This is a genomic window from Endozoicomonas sp. 8E, assembly GCF_032883915.1.
GTDB lineage: Bacteria > Pseudomonadota > Gammaproteobacteria > Pseudomonadales > Endozoicomonadaceae > Endozoicomonas_A.
Genome location: NZ_CP120717.1, coordinates 3,255,124 through 3,278,817 on the forward strand (window position 1 = coordinate 3,255,124; position 23,694 = coordinate 3,278,817).

The following is a 23,694-nucleotide window of genomic DNA, read 5'->3' on the forward strand; positions in this document are numbered from 1 at the left end:
AACCCCTGACGTCTGTCCCGTGAGAGTGTTGCAAGATGATATCTGAAGGCATGATATATAAGAAGAGATGGTCGGCACATGGGCCTGAAGAATCAGAGCTTGCAAAAGGAATAAAGGCGCGATCAATCTGGTCAGATAATTTGGCAGCTTGGTCATGTTCCGGGCTCTTTGGGGATATCTGTGGGTAATTGAACCCACAAGGCCTGTAAGCACCTGAACCAGAATTTTGCAACAGACGCTTTGTGGGGAATGATTGCCTCGAAAGAATTCGCTCAGGTTATAGATTCAACCATATGGCCAGCGTAGCTAAAACACCCAAACCACTAATCTCTGCGGTTGATCCCGCTGCCGTAGTTGGGACCAAAAGGGAACCGGACGTTGTATTAGCAACAGAAGCAGAAGCAAAAGCAGAAGCCAGAGTGAATGGTTGGCAGATTTCTGAGTAAAAAAAGAACTGACCCTCGAAGTTAACCAGACCGGCACAGGCAGTGGACGAGGAATCCTTTATGGGAGTCCAGATATTTGCAAACCGGATGCTTCCATGTGTAGTGGGAGTGGGTATGGCAACCGTTGAATTTACAGCGGGAGTTGACATGACAACGGTTGAATTTGGAGTGGGAGTTGACATGGCAAGGGTTGCATTCGGAGTAGAAGCCGACATAACAACGGTTGAGTCCGGACCGGATGTCGACATGACAGCCATTGAATCTGGAGTGAAGGTTGACATAACAAAGTTTGAATTTGGACCAGCTGTTGGCATGACAGTAGTTGGGCCCACAAAGCTACTGCACACTCCTGATACTTTTCTCAAAGGTGCTGGCATTGCTTTAATGCTGAATTGTTTTAAGGGTTGCCTCCATGGATTGACGGCCTGCAGGTGGTTACAAGCCAGGGTCAGTCCAAGCTGTCCACTGACGGTTATAGCGGTCCGTGTTACCTTGATTTGATTGCCAGCCAGGAAAAAAACAGGCCGTTTTGAAAGGCTATAGGTAGGCCCAACCAAAATGAAACCTCCTTTGCGAGCAGAGCTGCGAGTTGTGGGGCCAAAATTGTTTATATTGACAATGTTATTGAAGACATTGATTTTAGATCCGGGAGCCAGTCTGAACTCAGCCGCTTCTGCAATGTCGTCCTCAAATAGGTTCCCAATAACCGATAGCCGATCTGACTGGTTAATGACAGAAGAAATATTAATAAATATCCCTTGTTCCTGAATAAAATAGGAATACATTTTGTTCATAATCGAGGTGTATTTTCCTCCGTAGATTTTGTTATTAGTAAACAGTAAGCCTGGGCCAAGATGCCGGGTTGGGTCGGAGGCATCGGAAAATTCTTTGCAATCAAGAGCAAGGGCGGCCTTTACAGGGGTACGGAATACGTTATCTTCTACGATCAGCTTCCGGTTGTAGCACTCTGCAAAAATGATAGAGTCAATGGGGAGGCGTGCATTATTCAGTGATGGCGAGAAAGTAAGGTGTCTTATGTGGCTGTCTTTCGTTTCCTCAGGTTTGAAGCTTCCAGGGTATCCAACTCTCAGTAAGTGTCTGTGTATAAAATCTGATCGATCCCTGATGACAATCTCAAAACCGTCATCAGCTGCTCCAATAATGTCCTGACCGTTTTTCAAAACTATTTCACTGTCAACAAGATACTCAACCGAGGTTTTATATGACGCGGGGGTAGTTGGAGAAAGCGTTGCGCCGGGTGTAATACTGGATGCGGGGGTAGCTGGAGAAAGCGTTGCGCCGGGTGCAGTATTGGAGGAGAGGAAGATAACGGTGTTCTCTGGAATCTGTTTTACCAATTCACCTAAATCCGTTGAAGGGTTGGCATTGAGAACAACGCACTGTCTTCCATTAATCAGTTCTCTGTATTGCCTTAGCCGTTGTTCAACCCCTGTCGTCTGTCCCGTGAGAGTGTTGCACGATGATGTCGGAAGGCTTGATGTAGAAGAAGAGATTGTCGGGGTCTGGGCCTGTAGAATCAGAGCCTGCAAAAGGAATAAAGGCGCGATCAATCGGGCCAGACAATGTTGCTGCTTGATCATGTTCCGGGCTCCTGGCGAGTCTGGCAGCCTGTCGGACTTAAGCGTCCCTAGCGAGGATTGCAAGAAACAGGGATTTTTAGACCAATTTATCGCAACCGCAGTAGGACAGTCTTAAGTCCGACAGGCTGCTAGGAGGCTGACCGAGAATAGACTGCCCTACGCGGCAACTGCTCCTGCGTTGCTCTAGCTCCTGCATCCATGCAGTCGTGCGGCGGCAGCAAATTGGTCTGAAAATCCGCTTTTGTTCGTCAAATAGCTCGCTATTCTCCTCACAAAACCGAATTTTCATCCTCAATTTTCTGCCGTCCTCGCTACGGGCGCTATTCTCGGTCAGTCTCATAGATAGGAAGCCTAGACGCTCCATTAATAGTTGGCCATTATCAGGCATTAAGAAAATAAACAGGACTTCTTTTTAATCGTTCCCATGTTCCCGGAATGCCTGCGAGGATAAACAGGCTCTGGTTATAGATTCAACAATATGGCCAGAGTGGTCATGATGCCCAGAGGGGTTGCCACTGTAGCTGTACTTGTTGATGAGGTAGGGACTGCTATCGTGCTGGTATCGGGAGCAGAATCGGAAATGACGGGCTGGCAGACTTCTGTAGCAAAGAAAAACTGACCTTCGAAGTTGACCAGACCCTTACAGGCAGTGAAGAAGGAGCCGTTGATGGCTGTCCAGGTATTTGCAAACCGGCTGCTTATTGAAGGTGGAATGGACGTTGACTTGTTATGGGCTGAGCCTGAAGTGGGCGTGACAGTCGTTGAACTCACAACGTTATTGCACCGTTCTGGTTCTCTTCCCGAGGGAAAGGGGAGTGCTTTCAGACTGAATTGTTTTTGGGGTTGCCACCATGGATTAACTGCCTGCAGGTGATTACAAGCCAGTATCAGACTGAGTTGCCCCCATAGGGTTATAGCTGTCCGTGTTGCCATGATCCGATTGCCAGCCAGAAAAAAAACAGGGGGGATTTTCGTGTTATCTGCAGGTCCTGCAAGAACGATCCCCCCTTTGCGAACAGAGTAGCGCGTTGTGTTGCCAACATTGGAAATGTTGATAGTGTTTTTGAAGATCCCCATACGGGTCCCGGGTCCAAGTCTGAACTCAGCTGCTTCTGCAATATTACCTTCGAATATATTACCGAAAACAGCTATTTTCTCCGACTGTTTCACGATGGCAGGAAGATTAATAAACAGGCCTTGGTCGGGAATAATATAGGGAAAAAGTTTGTCGAAAATCGAGTCGTACCTTTCACCGATGATCCTGTTATCTGCAAACTGCAACTTTGGGCCCTGGAGCCGTTCATTGACAGATGCATCCAGATTTTTTTTGCAATCAATAATAACCGCGGCCCGGACAGGGGGATAAAATACATTTTCTTCTACAATCAGTTTTCGGTTATAACATTCTGCGAAAATAATGGAGTCAATGGGGAGGCGCTTATTATTTCGAGTGGGTCGAAAAGTAATGTGTTTTATATTGCTGTCGCCGGTATAGGCTGGCTGAAATTTGTTGGCGGTTCCCACCCTGATCAGATGTCTGCCTTCAAATATTGGCCGATCCCTGATGACGATCTCAAAACCGTCATCAGCAGCTCCTATGATGTCCTGACCATTCTTTAAACGTATTTCATGGTCAGCAAAGTACTCAACCGGTGTTTTACCCGTCACAGAGGTAGCCGTTGGAGAGGATGTTACGGCAGGGGCAGTGTTGGATGAGAACACTATAAAGGTGTTTCCGGGAATCTGTTTTATTAACTCACTTAAATCCTTTGACGGGTTGGCACTGAGAATAACGCACTGCCGTCCCTTAACAAGTTTTCTATACTGGTTCAGTCGTTGCTGTACCCCTGTCGTCTGTAGTGCAAGAATTGCTGGCCTCAGAAGATCGTCGCAGGATGTCGTCGAAGTCGGAGTTATGGCAGAAGGGGTTACTGTTGAAGATTGCGATGTTGTTTGAGCCGGTATACTCAGGGCCTGAAACAGGAATAGAGGCACGATTAATCGGGCCAGATATCGCTGTAGCTTCGCCATGTTCCGGACTCCTGAGAAATTCAGATAAGAAGCCTAGACGCTACATTTATAGTTAGCCATTGATCGATGTCAGGTAAAAGGATAGATCTTCCGAGCTGTCAAAACACTGACTGGCACATCGCTTCATAATGGGTCACAGTTTCCAACGGCAGAGCCTCTGCTATGGTCTTAACCATCGACCAGATAATAACTCTGTGGGAGAAGATTCATAATGACCTTTATGAGTCTAAGGCAGCAGGTATAGCCGAAGTCTTCCAGATCTTTCATGGAGCCGTCGCGCGTTGCAGTGAGCTTTACCTCGATGAAAGGCTTCATGAATCTTCCTGATTTTTCACTGCCAGTGAAAAACCTTCATCACTAACCTGAGAATCGTGCTGGCTATTGAGGCTCTGGTGCATAAAAAGCTACGAATTCATCTTTCCCTAAAGCTGTTCAATGTAAAAAATCCCACATCTATTTCAAACTATTTTAATTGTTGGAAATATTTTTTCTAACTTATTAATTATCAGTTTTTTTATATCTGAAGTTAAACGACTAATTACTCAAACATTCTGTCATTGAAGATGCGTTTGGTTTTTTATTAATTTTTATAGATATGGCTTACTAATTATTATGAAAAGTTCATGTGCAACTATTTGTTATCCGTCGTATAAAATACGATGTTTTTTATCGGTTTTTTTCCTGGCATTCTGCGCTCTGTCTCTTTCCGCTTATAGTGTCGGTGATGATAGTGCTCCAGACACGACTGCGGCCCCACCAGATACTCCGACTAATACGACTGCTCCTCCAGAAGCCACTCCGACTGGCCTGTCACCAAACAGAACTTCAGCTACGGCTACGACATTAGCAACAACAATAGCCCCGACAACGGTATTCAGCGCCAGTGCTCCAGACACGACAGCGCCCCCACCAGAGACTCCGACTGGCCTGTCACCAAACAGAACTTCAGCTACGGCTACGACAATAGCCACAACAATAGCCCCGACAACGGTAATCAGCAGAAGCAATCCCTGTGATGATTTATTCCGTAATCAGTTAGCCCTGGAGACTTGTAACAGGTTTTTCAACAATGAAACAGCGGCCGGAGAGACGGAATCCTTTGAAACGGCACGGGTTGTCACTAATGCCAGTGAACTAGTCAGTGCGGTCGAAAGCGCCAGGCCCGGAGGCACTATTATTGTTCTGGCTCCCGGAACTTATACGCTTACCAAAGTATTGAAGCCCGCTCAGAGAATTGCTCTGGTGGGTATTAAATCGGCCGGAGCCCGAGCAAAGATCACTGCAAATGTTGATTTGGCGAAGACTAATCCAAACGGTCTGGTTCATTTGCAGCAGCCAAAAGAGGGGTCTTCAGCTGGCTTTTACAGTGCATTTATAAACTGGGAAACCAACGTGATTTCGAATCACGGTGATGCTAACAACTACAGCACCATTTTCGGGGAGAATTATCCGGGGGAAATCAGGCTTTATGACAACATATTTACACAAAAGAACAATAGCTTTCATGCCAGTGAGCTTGTTTATCTGTCGAACAAGCGTGACACAGCAAAAAAAATAGTGATCGACAGCAACCAGTTCAATACCAGTAACATCAGACTTTCTGCGGTATACTCAGAGACGAGTGCCTCCGGTAGAGACCAGGATGAAATCATTATTACCAACAATGTATTATCCAGCGAGAGTGGTGCGAGCAGTGTCAGTGATAATGCCTTTCGTCTTACCAATCACAAAAAATTCACGATCAAAAATAATATTTCGCTGAGCCGTCGGGCTAACGCTTCCATAGTGGTTGAATTACTTAACCAGCCCGGGGTGCAAGGCTCTATTGAAGACAATATCGCTGATCCTGCCGCAAATGAGCTCAATCGATTAATCAAGGTAGAAGTAGCAAAAAAAACAGGCGAGGAAGATTCCAAAGTTACGGGTGTTCTGGCCATTTCAGGCAATGACTATTTCGTCCTTGGGAGCAAGGATGAAAAGGGCGCTTATATTACCTTCACGCAAGGAAAAAAGATTCCTGCCGAAGGTTCTCCATTACCAATCTGCGGCAACTTAAGTCGGGACGCTGCTGCCTTCAAGATCTGTAACGACTTTCTCAATAACTCGCTGGCAACAGGCGGCGATAAAAACTTCTCTCACGCCTTTGCGGTAAGCAACGCAGAGGAGCTGCTTAACGCAGTTGAGCGATATTACCCTGACGACAGTGGATTCACAGGCAGCATTATCGTGTTACGCGCAGGAACCTACCTGCTACCCAGACAGTTAATCACCAACCATAAATTGGCTCTGGTTGGTGAGAAATCCGGTGACTCTTTTCCCAAGATAAAAGCTACTAACGAGATCCTCCTGACGTCCCGTGAACGGTTATCGCTGGTTGATTTGAGGAACAGTTCATCAGAACCATCCTCCGGCTTTTACAGTGCTCATATCAAGTGGGATACCGGCATTGATAATATTGGTGATATTTATCATGTGCATGAAGCGGTTTCTGAAGACAGCACAATCAGCGGGGTGTCTTATTCGGGCAAGATCAGGATTTTTGATAACTACTTTATGCATCATTTGGACACTAACAACGTTCGCTACTTCCTGATGCTGAATAATTTTAACGACGATGCTTACATAGGACATAATACATTTGATAGCACCCGTCTTAAATTTTGGGCAGTTGCTGCCCAATGTGCCGATTGTTCTGAGCTTGGTACAAAAATGGAAGTTGTCTCAAACCGTTTTATCAGTGATCAGGCTTCACCGACCTATTCAGTTGCTCACGGCATTGAACTCAGGGGCTACAAACAATTCCGGATTGAAAATAATCGACAGGAAAACAGCAAAGCTGCCGCTAAAATCAGTGTTTTTCTGAAAGATAATACCGGGGGAGTTAGTGGTGTAATCCGCAACAATACCGTGAGCACAAGTGCTCCGGGAAACCAGAGGATGATAAGAATCGAGTCCTACATGCTTGAAGGGCTCCCACATGTCACCGGATCGCTGATTGTGGCGCAAAACAGCGGTTATACATTCTTTGACCCGGACAATCTGATGGCTCTTATTGGATTGACCGTCGATGCTACGACCACTGCCAGGGCATCAACCACTACTCAACCCCTGGTGTCGCCTTCGCAGGTCGTCCGGACATCCGCCCCGGGAATGTCTGCACAAGCACATCGGGATATTGCCAGTAGCACAACGCCTTTACCGACTCGGGCAATAGCGTCAAGCTATTCCGTTACTCCAACAGGTTCTTCTGGGCCAATCTGCGATCGCATGCAATCAACTACAGAGGTCACGGCCAGTGAAATTGACGCCTGTAAAGCCTTTCTTAACAATAACAAAGCATCGGGCGGTCACTCTTTTTCCCTGGCGGTTGTCGTCAGTAATGCCAGGGAACTGGATGCAGCCGTTACCGGCAAGTTCCCGAAAGGCCATCCGGATGCCAGCAGACTGGTTGTATTAAAAAGCGGAACCTATCCACTCACCGAGCCCCTGGATATTACGCGCAAGGTAGCTCTGGTTGGAGTCCTTAAAGACGGTGAATATCCTACTATCAAAGTCGCCGAGAAACGGAAATACCGTTTTTTGGCTAATCTTCACCACAATCCAAAGGTAGCTGAAACCGGCTTTTACAGTCACCATATTCACTGGGACATCTCTAGTGCTCCATTCTTTTCATTCTTTTTTGGGTTTATAAAAAAACGAGCTATCTACAGTAATTCCTATCAGGGGGATATCCGAATTTATGAAAACAAATTCTCGGAAGCAAGATTGAGTTATATCAACTCTTATATCGAGTTAAGGGATGCTATTGGTGGTGCGTTTATAGAAGACAACAGGTTTGATACCGCTTATTTAACCGAGTGTACTATTATCGCCAGATGTGAAAGTGAAGTCTGTCGGGCAGCAGAACCACCGCTTGATGTTAGTGATAACCATTTCTACATCGAAACCGCCCCATCCCCAGACGCCCTGGAATTCTTAAAGCGCTATAGAAAAGAACCACCGAAATCGATATGCGTTTTAGGTTATATGCGCTTCAGGATCGCTGGTAACCAGCAGAAAACCAAAGACGCAACAGGTAGCATTATTTTAAGAGATCATTACGACGTTAAGCGCTTGCATGGCTATGTGTTGAATAACATTGCCCACAAAGATGCACCTGAGCTTCAACGCAGAATTATCTACCAGTCTTACCACTTTGCCGAACATTATCTGAGGGTTACCGGAAAACTTCATGTTTCAGGAAATGATTATTACACCTTTGATGAATCCGGACTCGCCCCGAGTTTTGTTGATTACTCCCCGGGCAAACAGGTTATTGTGCCTTCACAGACAGCTGCAGCGTCATCGACGGTAAAAGCGGCCTCATCAGCCAATGTTTCTCCTGATGTTATTACGCCAAGTACACTGATATCTGCCACCGCCTCTGTCCGCCTGCCTGCGAAAAAGAAACCCTGTAACGATATCCTGGAGCATCCGACCGCATTTGCTACTTGTGAGGCATTTCTGCAAAACGAACTGGCCTCGGGGCCCGCTGCCAATAAGCCAGCCTTTTCTCACGCCATGGTAGTTAGCACTACTTCGGAGTTGATCGACGCCATCAATAAAACGATCGGTTATGATGGCAAACCTGTTAGCGGTAGAATTATTCTATTGGAGCCGGATACCTATGAACTGTCAAAAGCTCTGCTCGCCAGCCACCGGGTTGCCATGGTCGGCTTAAAAAGTGCAGACGGATTGCCTGTTATAACGGCGGCACGCGACTTCAGTGGCAGCCAGGGGCCAAATCGTTCACTGCTTTACCTGAAAGCTGTCTCTAATCCTGTGGATACCGGCTTTTACAGTTGGAATCTGGAGTGGAGAACCAGAATGCCTTATCCCAAGTACTTTTTTGAATTTCAAGCCTTCATCTTCGCAGAAGGTTACAACGGAGATATACGGATTTACCAGAATCGCTTCAGTGACCGGAACCACTACATATCCTGGCCCTTGCACTCTGTAGTGTTGAACGACAATGCGGGTTACGCGTACTACGTTGGTCACAATATATTTGATACAGAGGCAGTGACGTATAATGTGATTGAATCCACTGCCAGCCCAAACTCCCGGGCAGCTATCGAGGTCGACGCCAATGAGTTCAGAAGTGTCGATGCATTTCATAGAGACAGGCCAAACGCTATTGTTCTTGCTGATTACCAACAGCTGAAAATTAACAACAACATACAAAAAGACAGCAGTGCTGCGGGTGCGATAAAAGTTGGATTTAAAAATAACCAGCGTATTGAAAGTGCCTCTATAAAAAACAACAGAGCACACATAGATGCATCGGGAGAAGACAGAACCATTGAGCTAAAACTCAACAAGAAATCATTTGATGAAAGGTCCAACTTATCGGGTTACGTAGAAGTAACCGGAAATGACTACTATGAATTGGCGCTTCTGGATGTAACGGATAGCAATTATCGCTACACCGCTGGTCTGGATGTAGCTACTGCAAGGTTGGCACACTCCAAATCCACTGTAACGCCCTCTTTGTCAGTCACGACCGCCGGGATGAGAGTAAAGCCTTCGCAGTCTTTGCCGACTCCGCTTGAGACCACTGTCGTATCATCCGTCACAGCAGGCTCGACACCGTCATCTCTTCCACCACTCAGCAGCCCATGTGATCAGCTGATCGACTCAGACAAGGCTCAGCTCTGCCAGCGATTTCTGAATGAGCTTGAGGAAATGAATATAAGGACTACGTTTTCCGAGGTGGTGATTGTAAAAAATACGTGGGAACTGCTTCACGAAGTAGACATGACATCGGAGTCTGGCAAGGTTATTTTACTTCAGGCAGGCAGCTATGAACTGTACGAGCAGCTTCGTGTGGTTCGGCCTGTGGCACTGGTCGGTATTGGCAATACGGTTATTAAGCAAGCCGTTGATTATCCTGCCGAGGAAGAATCACTGGTTCTGCTCGATTATGCCAGTACGGGTTTGGGTTTCTTCAGCAAAGGCATAACCTGGGATATTTCCGCTGCAGACAGTATCCGGAGCAACCCCCTCAGCACGGCAGTCAAGGCCGTCGACTATCGTGGAAAACTCGTGATGAGTGGTGATGAGTTTCAATATAACGCCATCAGGGAGAACGAAAAAGCACCTTCCCACTATGTTGAGGTACGGGGCTCATCAGGTGATGTGATAATTACTGGCAGTACGTTTTTTTCCGGAGGTCTGAAAAAAGCCGCCATTTACGCCGATTGTAAAGATTGCCTGGAAGAAGTCCAGAAGATGGATATTTCCGATAATCGCTTCACAGACTCAAATTCTGGCGAGTCTGCACCGTCTGCCATTGATGTTCGTCACTACAGAATCCTGAAAGTTCATGACAATGTTCAGGAGACCGAGTCTGTTTCGGTGAACATCAATGTTGAACTGCCAAATAATAGGGGCGGTATCTTTGCTCTTATCGTTGACAACATTGCCATGGGTTCAGCTATTGACGAGAAGAAAACCATTGACGTCACGGTTGGCAGGCTGGCTAAAGAGCCTGCCAGAATTGATGGCCTGGTTCGGGTGTACAGTAACCGTTGCTTCTCCGTTAACCTCGATGAAATACCTTCTGATGTTGTTGAGTTTGCTGAGGGTAATTGCAGCGCTTTGCCCAATATTCAGGCCTTGAGGGGGGCACCGACACCTTCACACAATGGTCTGAGCACGGGCCAATGGGTCGGCATAGGGTTCGCTGTCGGTGCAGCTGCTGTTTACGGCGGGTGTGGTCTCTATGGTCTTACAAATCTGCCTGGACATGCGAGAGCCTGGTCATTCTTTATCTTGCCCAAAACCCTTGCGCTAGCTGCCACTGCTAAAGTGCTTGCATGGTGTAACCAACGCAAATGGCGCAGTTTAAGTGAGGATGATGATGCAGTTAGTTATTCGCCATCCGCGGGCGTAGAAATGAAAACAGCACTGCCGAAAGAACCTGAAATGAATTTGGGCGAAAGCGAAGGTGATCAATTCCCTTTGATTGAAAATCCGATAGTAGAAGGTCAGCTGTAAGTTTGTTTGAGAGGGTCTTAAAAGCCCTCTTAATCAAAGGTAAAGGCTCAGCGGGACTCGTTTTTGGCATAGTGCTCAATATGTTTTGTGAACTTGTCATGCCGATCCAGAAACGAATCGTAAGCATGTTTGGCCGGAAGCGTGATGACTTTGCCGGTATGGGACAAACCACTGATAAATTTTCCGGCAAGCGTCACCGGGTCTTTGCTGACCTTATAATGGGTGACCTTCTCGTGGGCGCTGGCCAGATTTTCTCTGGGAATGTCTGATAAAGCTGCACGACTCAGCTCCGCACTTGAGAAGCAAACCGCTTCCACTGGGGGCACCATGGAGAGCGCTGCATAGCTTGCTTCGGCTCCCCCTTTGGAATGGCCATTGAGTTTCAGAGAAAAAGGCTCGCCTTCAGGCGTTACAGGTAGATTTTTCATAAGACTGGCGGTCAGGGCTTTGGCTTGTTTATAGCTGTCAGGGATGCCTCTTCCCGTAAGATTCTTGATATTGGCTTGCCATTGCTTGCCTGAAAACTGCATGTTTTTTCTCGAACGTTCGACTAGCCCTCCTGCTGCCAGTCCGGATGTCGTGCCGCCAAACACCAGACGGACTTCCTTACGTTCAGGATTCATTAGAACGTAAGCCGTGAGTCCTGTTTTCTTGTCGTACAGGAATCCGGGTTCCTTGGTGCTGAGAGTCACTCCTGTCTCATCGGAAATCAGTTTTGCGATATCCTCAGAAGGTTGCCATTGAGCGGCAAAATCCTCTTTTTCTGGTTTGTGAATATCTCCGGCTTCGCTGATTTTCTCAAGCGAGCGGTGATAGGGATAAGCGGCCAACTGAGCATCAATGGCCATAGATCTGAGAACTCTGGGTTCTGTGGGCGGTTGGCTGTTCATGGCCAGTTTTTTGATTTCCCGTTGCTCGAGTTTTATGGGGGCATCGTTTTTAAGAGTGGCTTTTTGGGGAGAATATTTGCCCATGGACTTGGAAAGTTTGACTTTCCACCGGCCAAATACACCTGTTTTCTGAGACTTATCGAACTGTTTTTCAGAAATAGGCCTGAATTGAGCCGCTTGCGTATCGAGTCTGGATCTATCCATGATGATCTGATTCTTATGCCTGTTGTGAAACTTTTCAACTCAGCTCTTAAGGCAGAGTGTCTTTCCTCAGTATAGGGGGCATATTCAAAGTCTGGTAACACTGCTTTTTATCGGCGGGTCAGTCAAGTATTCGGTACAGGTGCCAGCTTTGAACCCAGCCTTCCGGATTGGTGGAGTAGAAGCCACCGATATCAGGATTGACGAGTGTTATCCGGGAAGGGTGGAGGACAGGAATCAGTGGTAATTCTCTGGCCAGAATAGCCTCGGCATTCTGATAGTTCGGTAAACGGGCTACAGCGGTTTGCTTGCTTGCAGCCAGGGAAAGTTCTCTGAGATAGGCTGGATCCCTGAAGGGGCCAAAGAATTTACTTTCGGTTAGAGGAATCAGGAAAGCCGTGGCATCATTGTAGTCAGCTAACCACTCAAACCATGCCAGCTCGTAGTCTCCTTTGGATATGTGCTCGAGGTAACTACTCCATTCCTCACTCTTACTGCTCAGGGATGTGCCCAGAGTGCTGTTAATCTGGTGGCAGATCTCTGGCAGAATATCCAGAGAATCGTACCTTGGGCTTGATAATACAGTTAGTTTTATATCACTCCCTTTAATGCCTGATTCGGCCAGTAACTTGATGGCCTGTTCCCTGCGATCCGGATTATCGAGCAGTCTTTTGCAGTTGGCCGGGTCCGGGTCGAAGCCCCGGGTATGGGGGGGCACGAAACTGCACGCTGGTGTGGTATGACTGTGGGGGTAGATCTTTTTGACCAGCGCATTCCGGTCAATAGCCATCGATAGAGCCTGCCTTGCTTTTACATTATGAAGGGCTGTTACCCTTGGGCTGACCATAAGGCTGGCAGTGGCAAGAACCTGATCTTCAAACACAGACACAGGGTGCTTTTTCTTCAACTCCCGAATATGCAACGCTGGCAATTGAGCCGTTACATCCAGTACGTGATTCTCAAATTGTTCTATCTGACGATGGACGGATGGAATAATCTGGTAATTGACCCGTTGCAGGTCAGTATCCAGATGACGGAAATAATGGGGGTTGCTGCTTAACTCTATACGGGTTTCAGGGACTACTTGATGAATCTTGAAGGGACCGTTGGTGACCGGAATGGTTGAGGTATCGCCCTTGAGATTACTCTTGTGGACAGGCAGGAAGCTGGGAAAGGTCATCAGGCCCAGAAAATAAGGAGCAGGCTGATCCAGTTCGATAATGACCTTGTCGTCGAATGCCTTCACCGCCAGGGCATCAAGATCGCCATTCAGAGCCTGCTCAGCTCCTTTTATTCCAGCGACTTTCAAGTACCAGCGGTAGGTGGCTCGACGTTCAGGATCGGCCAGTGCCCTGAAGCTACGGGGAAAGTCTTCAGCCGTGAGGGCGCTGCCATCTGACCATTTCAGATTTTTCCTGATGATAAAGGTATATCGGGTGCCGTCAGGGGCGAGTTCAACATCGCTGGCCACTCCGGGCACGGGTTCACCGTTTTTGTTCTGCACCATTAACCCTTCAAAAACATCCTTGAGCACCTGGGCGCTGGGAGAACCCCCAAAATAGTGGGGGTGCAGGGATTTTGGGTTGGCTAGCAGACCTCTTTCAAGGGGCAAAGAGAAAACCTGCACAGAAGCAGTGAAGGCCAACAGGAAACAGGGCAGGGCAAGGAGGGTTCTATGCAGCCAGTCGCGAACCCTGAACATAAGGGGCTTGAATGTAAAGGACATTTAGGAGGTCAGATCAAAAAACTACACGAATCTTTTGTATAGCTTATTCATAAAGCTTCTGCCGAAAAAAGTCAGAAAGATGCATCTGGTTTTCCACGCTAAAGACTTTTTTGAAGGCTGCGCTCAACCACTGGCTGGCAGACTTCTGTATTGATCTATCCTTCCTTTCTGGAAACCAGAAGGCAAGGATAAAATCATTAAACACTCTCGCTTTGCAATACTGCTGTTATTGTCGTTGTCTGTCATCTGCCGGGCCAAATCGTTGACCGGAGGTTTTATTATCGAGCTTGAACAGAATACAGATTTCTCAAACCAGGATTTTTCTATCAAGCCTGACTGGCCTGCATTGTCAGGCACGCGATCAGATTTTGCCGGCTCAAGCCTCTATCCAGAACCCGATTTGCAATCGGATCACAAGCGACACAGACCTGACAGTTACGAGGTGGAAACGCCCCCTGTTGAGTCGACTTCGTGGCAATGGCCTTACGTCACGAACCTGCTGGTTGCTTATGAACTGATCCTGGCCACCAAAGACAAGCCTCTAAGCTACAACCCCTATTCATGGGTAGCTGCTAAAGCAGTTATCGCCGTCGGTTGGCTTTTAAAAAGCTATTGGAACCGCGATTCACTGCTGTTTAACCTGATTGAACAACAAGAAGTGAGTCAAAATCGCCCGTTTGCGGTTACTACTGTGATGCCAGGCTCTGAACATGACCAACCACAGGGGCAGCCTCCAGAATCATCCGGCCAGCAGGCAACAGAGGTCGCCGCCCACCCTGCAGGCTATTTAACCCATTTTCTGTACCCTGACTCCGGCGACGGTAACGAAGATCCGCAACAAGACTCGCATACTTTGGGCTTAAATTGTTTCGTCCACCCCTGTAATGGCGTTTGTCGATTACGACAATCTTCCGGCTCAATAGCTACAGGGACAGACGATACAAACACTCCTGCCGGACGATTAGTCTGCAATGTGGTAGTATTCGAAAAGCATGGCCATCTGCGGCAATGCGGGAAGGTCTGTAAAAACGAAAGAAGACTATCGTGTCACAAAAGCAAATGCCATACCGGGGAAAAAACCTGTGACGTCATGGTGACCGGGGAGGATAACCAGTCGCAACCATGTGGAACCTTCTGCCAGAATGCCGGAGCCCTGTCGATTCACAAAGCCAGAGTCCATGGCAATCAACGAATCTGTAAATTGACCTTACTCGGGAAGGATGGCCAGCTGCGGCCTTGCGAGAAAGTCTTCAAGAACAATCGATCTTTTGCGACTCACAAATACAAATTCCACATCGGGCAGAGAACCTGTGACTTTATGGTGACCGGGGAGGATAGCCAGCAGCGGCCATGCGGGGTAGTCTGCAAGAATGCCCAAGACCTGTTGACCCACAAAAGAAGTGGACACATCGGGCAAACAAGCTGCGACGTGATTGTGGTCTCGGAAGATGGCCAGAAGCGGTCATGCGCGTTTGTCGGCAAGAATCCTCAGGCTCTGTGGTCTCACAAAAGCAAAATCCACAGTGGACAACGAATCTGTAACGTAACCCTGACCGGTGAGAATGGCCAGCAGCAATCATGCGGAAAGGTCTGCAGGAATGCTGGAGCCCTGACGGATCACAAAAGAACTGGCCACAGCGGGCAACAAACCTGTTACTTCACAGTGGTCGGAGAGGATGGCCAGCGTTGGCGATGCGGAAAGGTCTGCAAGAATACAAAAGCCCTGTCGAGCCACAAAAGAACACATCGAAAACACAAGACTGTTGATATGAACCAGAGCATCGACATGGGTTCCCAAAAAGTAAAGTGAAGAAATAAGGATCAAAAGTGACTGAGTTTTCACTGCTACTTTGTTTGGTTGTTGGCTCGCTGAACAAAAAAGTGCTTTCCTGAAATCAAGGTCAAGATGCCGCCGAGTATCATCAGTGAAGACAGAACCAGCCTCATAGATAAGGTCTCATTGGCAAACAACACACCTCCTGTTGCGGCAATAACAGGAACGAGCAACTGCACTACAGCCGATTGTGTGCCAGAAAGCCCTGGCAGCGCAATATACCAGACCATGTAACCAATCCCCGATGTGATGCCACCAGATACCACTGCCAGTAAGACACCTTCGGTGGACAAGCGGCTCTCCTGAATGGATACAAGCCCCAAAATCAATACAAAAGGTAGCGTACGAACGAAATTATAGGTGGTATCACCCAGCGGATTTTGTGAGCCCCTGCCAGCAAGCGTATAGACGCCCCAGGCTACGCCAGAGATAGTCATCAGGATAAATCCCGTAAGTGATGGCGTTGACAAACCGGGTATCACTAAATAAACAAAACCCAAGAAAGCAATAAAAACTCCAAGGCACTCAACAAGCAAAAGTTTTTTTCCTGTAACAAGCTCAGCAGCAATAATCGTAATTTGTACCGAAGCGAACAAGATTAATGCCCCTGTTCCCGTATCCAGAGACAGGTAGGCAAAAGAAAAAGCGATGGCGTAAAGAAATAACATGAAGGAAGCTTTCCAGCTCCCTTTTGATGTTGAAAGGCAATTAAATTGAGATAACCTGAGTATCAGCAGCAATACCAAAACGCCGCTAAGTAATCGAATCCACGTAAAGCTAACGGCGTCAATCTCGTTATTACCCAAAGCCAATCTGCACAGAATGGAATTTCCCGCGAATGCTATCAGGGCAAGGCTCGTTAACAGAATGGTTTTCATGTCGAGAGATAATTGCAGCGAAAGGAAATTCTACAACCAGCATTCGAAAAGAATGCTGGCTGGGATGACGAGAAAGATCAGCTGAGAGCTGCTTCCATTCGATCAAGGGCTTTTTCCAGGGCTTCATCACTGGTGGCGTAGGAGAGACGCATACAGCCTTCCATGCCAAAGGCTGAGCCCGGTACCAAGGCAACTCCTTTTTCCAGTAGCATCTCTGCCAGTTGGGTGTCTTTTTCAAAGCCCAGCTTCTGCATGGCTTCGCTGAAATCAGGGAAGGTGTAAAATGTACCGTCACTTTCGATGGCGCTAACACCAGGCAGCTTCTTCAGGCGACCTACGACGTAATCGTGGCGTTTTTTGAAAGAGACCAGCATTTCCTTTACGCACTCCTGTGAACCGGCCAGAGCTTCAGTCGCTGCAGCCTGGGCAACAGAGCAGGGGTTGGAGGTACTCTGGGACTGAATCTTTTTCATGTTCTTGATCAGCCAGGCGGGTCCACCGGCATAGCCAATACGCCATCCGGTCATGGAGTAGGCTTTGGATACACCGTTCAGAACAATTGTTCTGTCGTACAGTTCCGGGCAGGCCATCAGGATGTTGCAGAAAGGCTCGTCACTCCAGAGGATGTGCTCGTACATATCATCGGTAGCCACCATAACATGAGGGTGTTTCAGCAGAACAGCGGCCAGACCTTCCAGTTCTTTGCGGGTGTAGGCTGTACCGGACGGGTTGGAGGGGCTGTTCAGAACAACCAGCCTGGTTTTTGGTGTAATGGCCGATTCCAGAAGCTCAGGAGTCAGTTTGAAACGGTTCTCAAGGCTGCCCTTGACGATCACCGGGACACCTTCAGCAATAGTGACCATATCCGGGTAGGAAACCCAGTAAGGGGCGGGAATAACGACCTCATCGCCCTTATTGATCAGCGCCAGACAGAGGTTGAAGAAGCTCTGTTTACCACCGGAGGAAACCAGAATCTGGTCTGGCGCGTATTCGTGACCATTGTCGCGCTTGAACTTATCAATAATGGCCTGTTTCAGTTCCACAGTACCGTCAACGGCAGTGTACTTGGTTTTTCCTTCGTTAATGGCCCTGATCGCAGCAGCCTTGATGTGATCAGGCGTATCGAAGTCGGGTTCACCGGCACCGAGGCCAATAATGTCGTGTCCGGCAGCGCGAAGTTCAGCGGCTCGGGCAGTGACTGCCATGGTAGGTGATGGTTTGACCATCTGAACGCGGTGGGAAGGTTGACCAGTCACGATGTTCCTCGTTAATCGTTATTCAAACCCGTATGAAATCAGACAGGCTCCTGGCGCAATGCTCAGCCAGTGTCCTGACTGATACTGATTCCGGAGCGAATCTTATAAGGTTGACAAGCTGACTTGTCAGGGAATCATGCATCAGCAATGCGCATCATACACAAGCCCTCTTCACTGCGCCATCTGAAAACCGAAAGTCTGGTTGCATTTTTGCAACTCAGCGAGTGTGGCTGCTTTTCCTGATTAAGCGCAGTTTTCTCTGGCTGCATTTACTGACCGGGGCTGTTTATAATCAACAAATAATTTAAGTGCTTCTGTCAGTGGATACGTATGGGAAAGACATTCAAGGTATCATCAAAATTCCAGCCTTCCGGAGATCAGCCTGAAGCCATTGAAAAGCTGCTGGCCGGCATACATTCGGGACTGGCCTGCCAGACATTGCTGGGGGTGACTGGTTCAGGGAAAACCTTCACCATTGCCAATGTCATTGAAAAGCTGCAAAGACCCGCTATAGTTATGGCCCATAACAAGACCCTGGCTGCCCAGTTGTATGGCGAATTCAAGGAGTTTTTCCCTGGCAATGCGGTGGAGTATTTTGTTTCCTACTACGACTATTATCAGCCTGAAGCTTACGTGCCCAGTTCAGACACCTTTATCGAGAAAGATGCCTCGGTCAATGAACACATTGAGCAGATGAGACTTTCGGCCACCAAAGCGCTGATGGAAAGGGAAGATGCCATTATTGTTGCGACGGTTTCAGCGATTTATGGTCTGGGTGATCCCAAGTCGTACCTGAAGATGATGTTGCATATTTCCCGGGGTGAAATGATTGACCAGCGGGAAGTGTTGCGCAGGTTGGCTGAGCTGCAATATACCCGCAACGATACAGAATTGAAAAGGGCTACTTACCGTGTACGCGGTGATGTCATTGATATCTTCCCGGCAGAATCTGAAAAAGAAGCCATCAGGCTGGAGCTGTTTGATGAAGAGGTGGAGGAGATCAGTGAATTTGATCCTCTGACCGGTGAAGTGCTCAGAAAACTGCCCCGGGTGACTATCTACCCCAAGACTCACTATGTCACACCACGGCAGACCATTATTGAGGCGACAGAAGCTATCAAGGAAGAGATGGTTGAACGTCTGCAAGTGCTCAGAAACAACAATAAACTGGTGGAAGCCCAGCGTCTGGAGCAGAGGGTCAAGTACGATGTGGAAATGATGCTGGAACTGGGATACTGCACCGGTATTGAAAACTATTCCCGCTATCTTTCAGGCACTCAACCCGGCGAAGCACCTCCAACACTGTTTGATTATATTCCCGATAACGCCCTGTGTGTGATTGACGAATCACACGTCACGGTGCCTCAGGTGGGCGGAATGTATAAAGGCGACCGTTCTCGTAAGGAGACCCTCGTGGAGTACGGCTTCAGACTGCCTTCTGCGCTGGATAACCGGCCCCTGAAGTTTGAAGAGTGGGAAGGACGACGCCCGCAAACTATTTTTGTTTCCGCGACTCCCGGTCCTTATGAAGCGGAACATCAGGGACAGATAGTGGATCAGGTGGTTCGACCTACCGGGCTGGTTGATCCGGAGATTGAAGTTCGTCCTGCTACGACCCAGGTGGATGATCTGTTTACTGAGCTCAATAAAACCGTGGCTAAAGGCGACAGAGTTCTGGTAACGACTTTGACCAAGCGCATGGCGGAAGATTTAACCGATTATCTCCATGAAAACGGTGTTCGCTGCCGCTATTTGCACTCTGGTATCGACACAGTAGAGCGGGTTGAGATCATTCGTGATCTGCGGATAGGGACGTTTGACGTACTGGTGGGCATTAACCTGTTGAGAGAAGGTCTGGATATGCCGGAAGTTTCATTGGTGGCTATTCTCGATGCCGACAAGGAAGGTTTCCTTCGTTCTGATCGCTCTCTGATTCAGACCATTGGTCGTGCAGCTCGTAATATTAATGGTAAGGCTATTCTTTATGCCGACAAAATAACGGGCTCGATGCAGCGGGCGATCGATGAAACCGAGCGTCGCCGAAAAAAACAGCTTGCCTACAACGAAGAGCATGGCATTACACCGAAGAGTGTCCATAAATCGGTTGCCGATATTCTTGAAGGCGCCGTCATTCCCGGCAAGAAGAAAGGGCAGCCCAGTCGCAAGGTTGCTGAGCCGAAAGCGGACTATCACCATGAGATGTCGGCTCAGGAGCTGGCTAAAGAGATCAGCAAGCTGGAAAACAAGATGATGGAACATGCCCGCAATCTGGAGTTTGAAGACGCGGCAGCTGTCCGTGATCAGGTGGCCAGGCTCAGGGATCGGGTATTGAAATGATTTTACTCTCTTCCTGAGCCAGCCCGGCAGCGATTGTCTATGGGGGGGCGCCTGACGCACCGGTATTAAGCCCGGTGCGACTGGTGTTAATGGATAAAATTGTGAGAAAAAGCCTCAGCCATATCCATTGCATCGAGCAGTTTGCCATTGTGGTTTGAAACAGCTTGCAATTCAGCTCTGACCGTCTCACTACCATTATCTATAAATACTTCCTTTACCGGGAAGTTGGGGGTATCAAAGCTGGCCAGCCGAGTATTACCTACGTATACATTGAATCGTTTAGTAGAGCCACTGACAGACCAGCTTAAATGAGCTTTACCGTCAATCGCACTTGCACCTCTGTTGATTGGGATGATGTTATGGGTACTTTTTTTCTGATTTGAAAATGCAGCCTGAGTTATCTGGAAATATTGTGGCTGATTGAAAAGTGTCAGCATCACATATTGCCCCTTGTCAGCACCCATCAAAGAAACCTTGATTTCATTACTTCCACTTTTAATGTCCGAGCTGATAGTCAATAGACCAGCCCCGGCATAAAAATCATGACGAGTCAGGCTCTGTGGTCTAGTGACTACAGAAATAATCTTGCTGTTTTGTGAGTGACTTTTTATTTCTTTAAAGCTCTTTAGTTTTCCATTAACCGATTTGCTTTTCGTCACTGTAGTAACCTTGCTCTCAAAGATAGTAGCCTTGACTAAAAAACCACTTGCCTGAGCTTTTCTTTTCTCTTCCTCAATGTCAAATGCTTGTGCTTTACTAGCGCCGATACCTGAAGAAAAAACAAAAAGAAATAAGAAGACGGATTTTAAACGAAGTTTTTTATTAATTAGTAACATGTTTCTCTCCTAAATCAGTTTATTGATACGAAAATATATGCTTCTGGATAAAAATTAATTTTTCTGAAGGGATGTTTATCTCACCTACATAATACTTTGACCTGAAAAATGAGTGATAGTTCAAAAGTACCAGGTCAGGGAGTGATGATGCCCAGGAGCCTCAAAAAATTGCCGACTGCCTGCTGGCGGTAAAAGGGCAAAAAAATGAACGTTTTTTGCACAGAAATCTGGACTGATTTTTAGCTATATCTATGCTCTGTTTTGTACATATTTTAACCAAGCTGATGTTCAGCTAAGCGCCTGATTTTCTTTTAGATTAATCGGGAATCGGGGGTTGCATTTTTCAGCAACGTTGATACTATACGCAGCAACTTCAGGCGGTTAGCTCAGCTGGTTAGAGCGTTACGTTGACATCGTAAAGGTCGCTGGTTCGACTCCAGTACCGCCTACCATTTAATTGATTGATTTCAATAAAGAAAAGCCCATTTTTTACAATGGGCTTTTTTGCGTCGTAAAAAAATCGTAAAAAAATCGAAAAAAACGATCAAATCTCCAAACCTTCCAAGCTCAGTTCAGCTTCTACAGACTCGTATGTGATCTCGTGTGCTTCCTGGTATTCCGTCGTCACTTTTCCAGTTGAATGGCCCATCGGCATCTGAACATATCTACTTTCAGGTCCCTGTTTTTCTGCTGGGCCGACTCGGAAACCTGGCGAACGCCATGGATGAAGAAGTCCAATATCTTCATGCTCAACACGGGAGTTGGAAAACACGATGGGTGTTACAACTCCGGTTGAATGGTTACGGCTATTCAATAACGAAAAAAAATACAGAGGACCAAGGAACTGAAAGAGTTAACGCAAGTCAAACAAGCACAATCAGGCGAATAGGAATAAATATTATGAACAGAATAACAAGCTCTTCTGGCCAATATTACCAGCCCACTACTGAATACATGCAAGAGGACGAATGTACTATTTGTAAACTCAGTCTTGCAGGAAGAGCAGTATCGGTTACCAAATGCAACCATAATTTCCATATATCCTGTCTAGAAACCTGGCTACAGCATGGAGATCAATGTCCTTTGTGTAGAACTCCCCTCAAGAATAGGACAATCCAGCAAGAGGACTCACCTGTTGATGCCTTGATAGCAGTTTATAGCTTCACATCTATCCAGCATCCGGAGGACCCTGACCTTGATCACTCGCAAGCGCTAAATCTGTTGATTGAAGCTGGTAACTATACATCTAACAGGCACCTGGAGAACCCTGACCTTGATCACTCGCAAGCGCTAAATCTGTTGATTGAAGCTGGTAACTATACATCTAACAGGCACCTGGAGAACCCTGACCTTGATCACTCGCAAGCGCTAAATCTGTTGATTGAAGCTGGTAACTATACATCTAACAGGCACCTGGAGAACCCTGACCTTAATCACTCGCAAGCGCTAAATGTGTTGATCGGAATTCGCAACAGCCTGGGAAATGGCGATAGCACGCAGGCCAGCGGACTTTAAACTTTGAGGTAAGAGCTTGCTCCTGTTGTTGTATCTCCTACTCATACAGACTTTAACTCGAAAAATGATTAATAGTTCAAAAGTAAAAATGTTTATTTTCCAATGAACTTTAAAGCGAAGTAATGGTCAAAAAAGTAATGCGAATTACGAGGCTCATACTATGGATAGACTAGCGACAAATTGTTCAAGACATGAAATTTCATCACTTGTTGTCAATCAGCAAAGTGATAGTCATGTCAGTGGTTCTTACGGTGATTTTTTCTATGCATTTTCAAAGAGCGTTGTACTCCACGAAATGATAGGGTGTGGACTTTTTTCCCATGTTTATGCCGGGTCATCGTCTACTGGAGAAAAAAGGCTGCCTGAGAGATTTGCGGTAAAAGTTTACGATGGTTTTTTTAAGGATGAAATATTTTTTAAGGTAGAAGTTAAAGCCCTGACTTTAATGAAAGAATGTCCCTTTATCGTTGATATCTTCGCATCTTATATTGATAAGTATCCGCACGTCTTATTGGAATTGGGAGATATTGATTTAGATAGCCTGGTAAGGGAAATGATTGGGCATAAAATTAAGTTCACTGAAGGTCATTTGAATTTTATCATTGATAACCTGTCAAGAGCTGCTGAATTCATGTTGAAAAATGGGATTGAGAACAAGGATCTTTTTGATGATAATGTCGTGTATTTTTTCAATCAGGGAGTTTTGAAATTCATAGACTTTAACAGTGCATGTTTTGACATTGCTGCCGAGAAAAATGAAATCATGAAAAATGTCGGATTAATTGTTCTTTATTGTAAATTGAAAGAATCTCATGAGTGCAAAGAGAGTGTTACTTATAAATGCAAAGTCTGCCATCAGGCTGAAGATAAGCTTAAAGATAAGGTTGAGCTTGATAGATTCATAGATGAAACAATGCGGGGAAGCGTTTCTTTAAATACATTGATCAAAAGATTAATCAAATTAGACGCTTCTTCCCCAATAGACCCTTCACAAGTATACAGCTCGCTTGGATTAAAAGAGGCCCTCCCGCAATTGACTCGCAGCTGACGTCTGGTTCAGGTGCGCACGACGGCCTTCAGAGCACGGGGACGAATTGAGGCCAGG

13 protein-coding genes and 1 tRNA gene are annotated in these 23,694 nt (G+C 46.9%); 6 read left to right on the top strand and 8 right to left on the bottom strand.

Translation table 11 applies throughout. The features are described from left to right. Positions 1–277: 277 nt before the first annotated feature. The 3 genes from P6910_RS10610 to P6910_RS10620 all read right to left on the bottom strand — a co-directional run bounded on the left by P6910_RS10610 (position 278) and on the right by P6910_RS10620 (position 4,393). Positions 278–2,047, bottom strand: a complete 1,770-nt coding sequence (locus P6910_RS10610; protein ID WP_317146230.1) for a hypothetical protein — start codon at positions 2,045–2,047, stop codon at positions 278–280. A gap of 462 nt (positions 2,048–2,509) precedes the next feature. Further along, a complete protein-coding gene (locus tag P6910_RS10615) occupies positions 2,510–4,078 on the bottom strand; it encodes a hypothetical protein (protein ID WP_317146231.1) in 1,569 nt (522 codons plus the stop codon). 168 nt (positions 4,079–4,246) lie between these two features. Beyond that, on the bottom strand, positions 4,247–4,393 hold the full coding sequence (locus tag P6910_RS10620; RefSeq protein WP_317146232.1) for a hypothetical protein: 147 nt from the start codon (positions 4,391–4,393) through the stop codon (positions 4,247–4,249). A gap of 297 nt (positions 4,394–4,690) precedes the next feature. Between P6910_RS10620 and P6910_RS10625 the strand changes: the two genes are divergently transcribed. Further along, the gene (locus P6910_RS10625; protein ID WP_317146233.1) at positions 4,691–11,116 is read left to right on the top strand and encodes a hypothetical protein; all 6,426 of its coding nucleotides are present in this window, start codon (positions 4,691–4,693) and stop codon (positions 11,114–11,116) included. A gap of 47 nt (positions 11,117–11,163) precedes the next feature. On the opposite strand, the gene P6910_RS10630 is transcribed toward P6910_RS10625, so the two are convergent. Further along, on the bottom strand, positions 11,164–12,210 hold the full coding sequence (locus P6910_RS10630) for a hypothetical protein (RefSeq protein ID WP_317146234.1): 1,047 nt from the start codon (positions 12,208–12,210) through the stop codon (positions 11,164–11,166). A gap of 118 nt (positions 12,211–12,328) precedes the next feature. Then, a complete protein-coding gene (locus P6910_RS10635) occupies positions 12,329–13,933 on the bottom strand; it encodes a peptide ABC transporter substrate-binding protein (protein WP_317146235.1) in 1,605 nt (534 codons plus the stop codon). A gap of 235 nt (positions 13,934–14,168) precedes the next feature. Here P6910_RS10635 and P6910_RS10640 point away from each other — a divergent pair, with 235 nt between their 5' ends. Further along, positions 14,169–15,743 (top strand): hypothetical protein, encoded by a 1,575-nt coding sequence (locus tag P6910_RS10640; RefSeq protein WP_317146236.1) that lies wholly within the window; start codon positions 14,169–14,171, stop codon positions 15,741–15,743. A 35-nt stretch (positions 15,744–15,778) separates the two neighbouring features. Here P6910_RS10640 and P6910_RS10645 read toward each other — a convergent pair whose 3' ends face one another. After that, positions 15,779–16,645 carry a DMT family transporter gene (locus P6910_RS10645; RefSeq protein WP_317146237.1) on the bottom strand — a complete coding sequence of 289 codons (867 nt, stop codon included), beginning with the start codon at positions 16,643–16,645 and terminating at the stop codon, positions 15,779–15,781. A gap of 77 nt (positions 16,646–16,722) precedes the next feature. Next, positions 16,723–17,871 carry a pyridoxal phosphate-dependent aminotransferase gene (locus P6910_RS10650; RefSeq protein ID WP_317146533.1) on the bottom strand — a complete coding sequence of 383 codons (1,149 nt, stop codon included), beginning with the start codon at positions 17,869–17,871 and terminating at the stop codon, positions 16,723–16,725. 360 nt (positions 17,872–18,231) lie between these two features. On the opposite strand from P6910_RS10650, the gene uvrB reads away from it, so the two are divergent. Continuing rightward, positions 18,232–20,238 (top strand): excinuclease ABC subunit UvrB, encoded by a 2,007-nt coding sequence (uvrB, locus tag P6910_RS10655; protein WP_317146238.1) that lies wholly within the window; start codon positions 18,232–18,234, stop codon positions 20,236–20,238. A gap of 86 nt (positions 20,239–20,324) precedes the next feature. Here the strand turns inward: uvrB and P6910_RS10660 are convergent, their stop codons facing one another. Beyond that, positions 20,325–21,074: a hypothetical protein gene (locus tag P6910_RS10660; RefSeq protein ID WP_317146239.1), complete on the bottom strand. Its 750-nt coding sequence runs from the start codon at positions 21,072–21,074 to the stop codon at positions 20,325–20,327. A 375-nt stretch (positions 21,075–21,449) separates the two neighbouring features. On the opposite strand from P6910_RS10660, the gene P6910_RS10665 reads away from it, so the two are divergent. The 3 genes from P6910_RS10665 (at position 21,450) to P6910_RS10675 (ending at position 23,637) form a co-directional block, all read left to right on the top strand. Next, a tRNA-Val gene (locus P6910_RS10665) sits at positions 21,450–21,526 on the top strand. A gap of 268 nt (positions 21,527–21,794) precedes the next feature. Beyond that, positions 21,795–22,589: an RING finger protein gene (locus P6910_RS10670; RefSeq protein WP_317146240.1), complete on the top strand. Its 795-nt coding sequence runs from the start codon at positions 21,795–21,797 to the stop codon at positions 22,587–22,589. A gap of 160 nt (positions 22,590–22,749) precedes the next feature. After that, on the top strand, positions 22,750–23,637 hold the full coding sequence (locus tag P6910_RS10675) for a protein kinase domain-containing protein (protein WP_317146241.1): 888 nt from the start codon (positions 22,750–22,752) through the stop codon (positions 23,635–23,637). The last annotated feature ends 57 nt before the right edge of the window (positions 23,638–23,694 follow it).

Coding starts and splice junctions, on each gene's coding strand:
- P6910_RS10675 (WP_317146241.1), top strand. CDS start 22,750: ATGGATAGACTAGCGACAAATTGTTCAAGACATGAAATTTCATCACTT.
- P6910_RS10620 (WP_317146232.1), bottom strand. CDS start 4,393: ATGAAGCCTTTCATCGAGGTAAAGCTCACTGCAACGCGCGACGGCTCC.
- P6910_RS10650 (WP_317146533.1), bottom strand. CDS start 17,871: ATGGTCAAACCATCACCTACCATGGCAGTCACTGCCCGAGCCGCTGAA.
- P6910_RS10635 (WP_317146235.1), bottom strand. CDS start 13,933: ATGTCCTTTACATTCAAGCCCCTTATGTTCAGGGTTCGCGACTGGCTG.
- P6910_RS10610 (WP_317146230.1), bottom strand. CDS start 2,047: ATGATCAAGCAGCAACATTGTCTGGCCCGATTGATCGCGCCTTTATTC.
- P6910_RS10615 (WP_317146231.1), bottom strand. CDS start 4,078: ATGGCGAAGCTACAGCGATATCTGGCCCGATTAATCGTGCCTCTATTC.
- P6910_RS10660 (WP_317146239.1), bottom strand. CDS start 21,074: ATGTTACTAATTAATAAAAAACTTCGTTTAAAATCCGTCTTCTTATTT.
- P6910_RS10645 (WP_317146237.1), bottom strand. CDS start 16,645: ATGAAAACCATTCTGTTAACGAGCCTTGCCCTGATAGCATTCGCGGGA.
- P6910_RS10625 (WP_317146233.1), top strand. CDS start 4,691: ATGAAAAGTTCATGTGCAACTATTTGTTATCCGTCGTATAAAATACGA.
- P6910_RS10670 (WP_317146240.1), top strand. CDS start 21,795: ATGGATGAAGAAGTCCAATATCTTCATGCTCAACACGGGAGTTGGAAA.
- uvrB (WP_317146238.1), top strand. CDS start 18,232: ATGGGAAAGACATTCAAGGTATCATCAAAATTCCAGCCTTCCGGAGAT.
- P6910_RS10630 (WP_317146234.1), bottom strand. CDS start 12,210: ATGGATAGATCCAGACTCGATACGCAAGCGGCTCAATTCAGGCCTATT.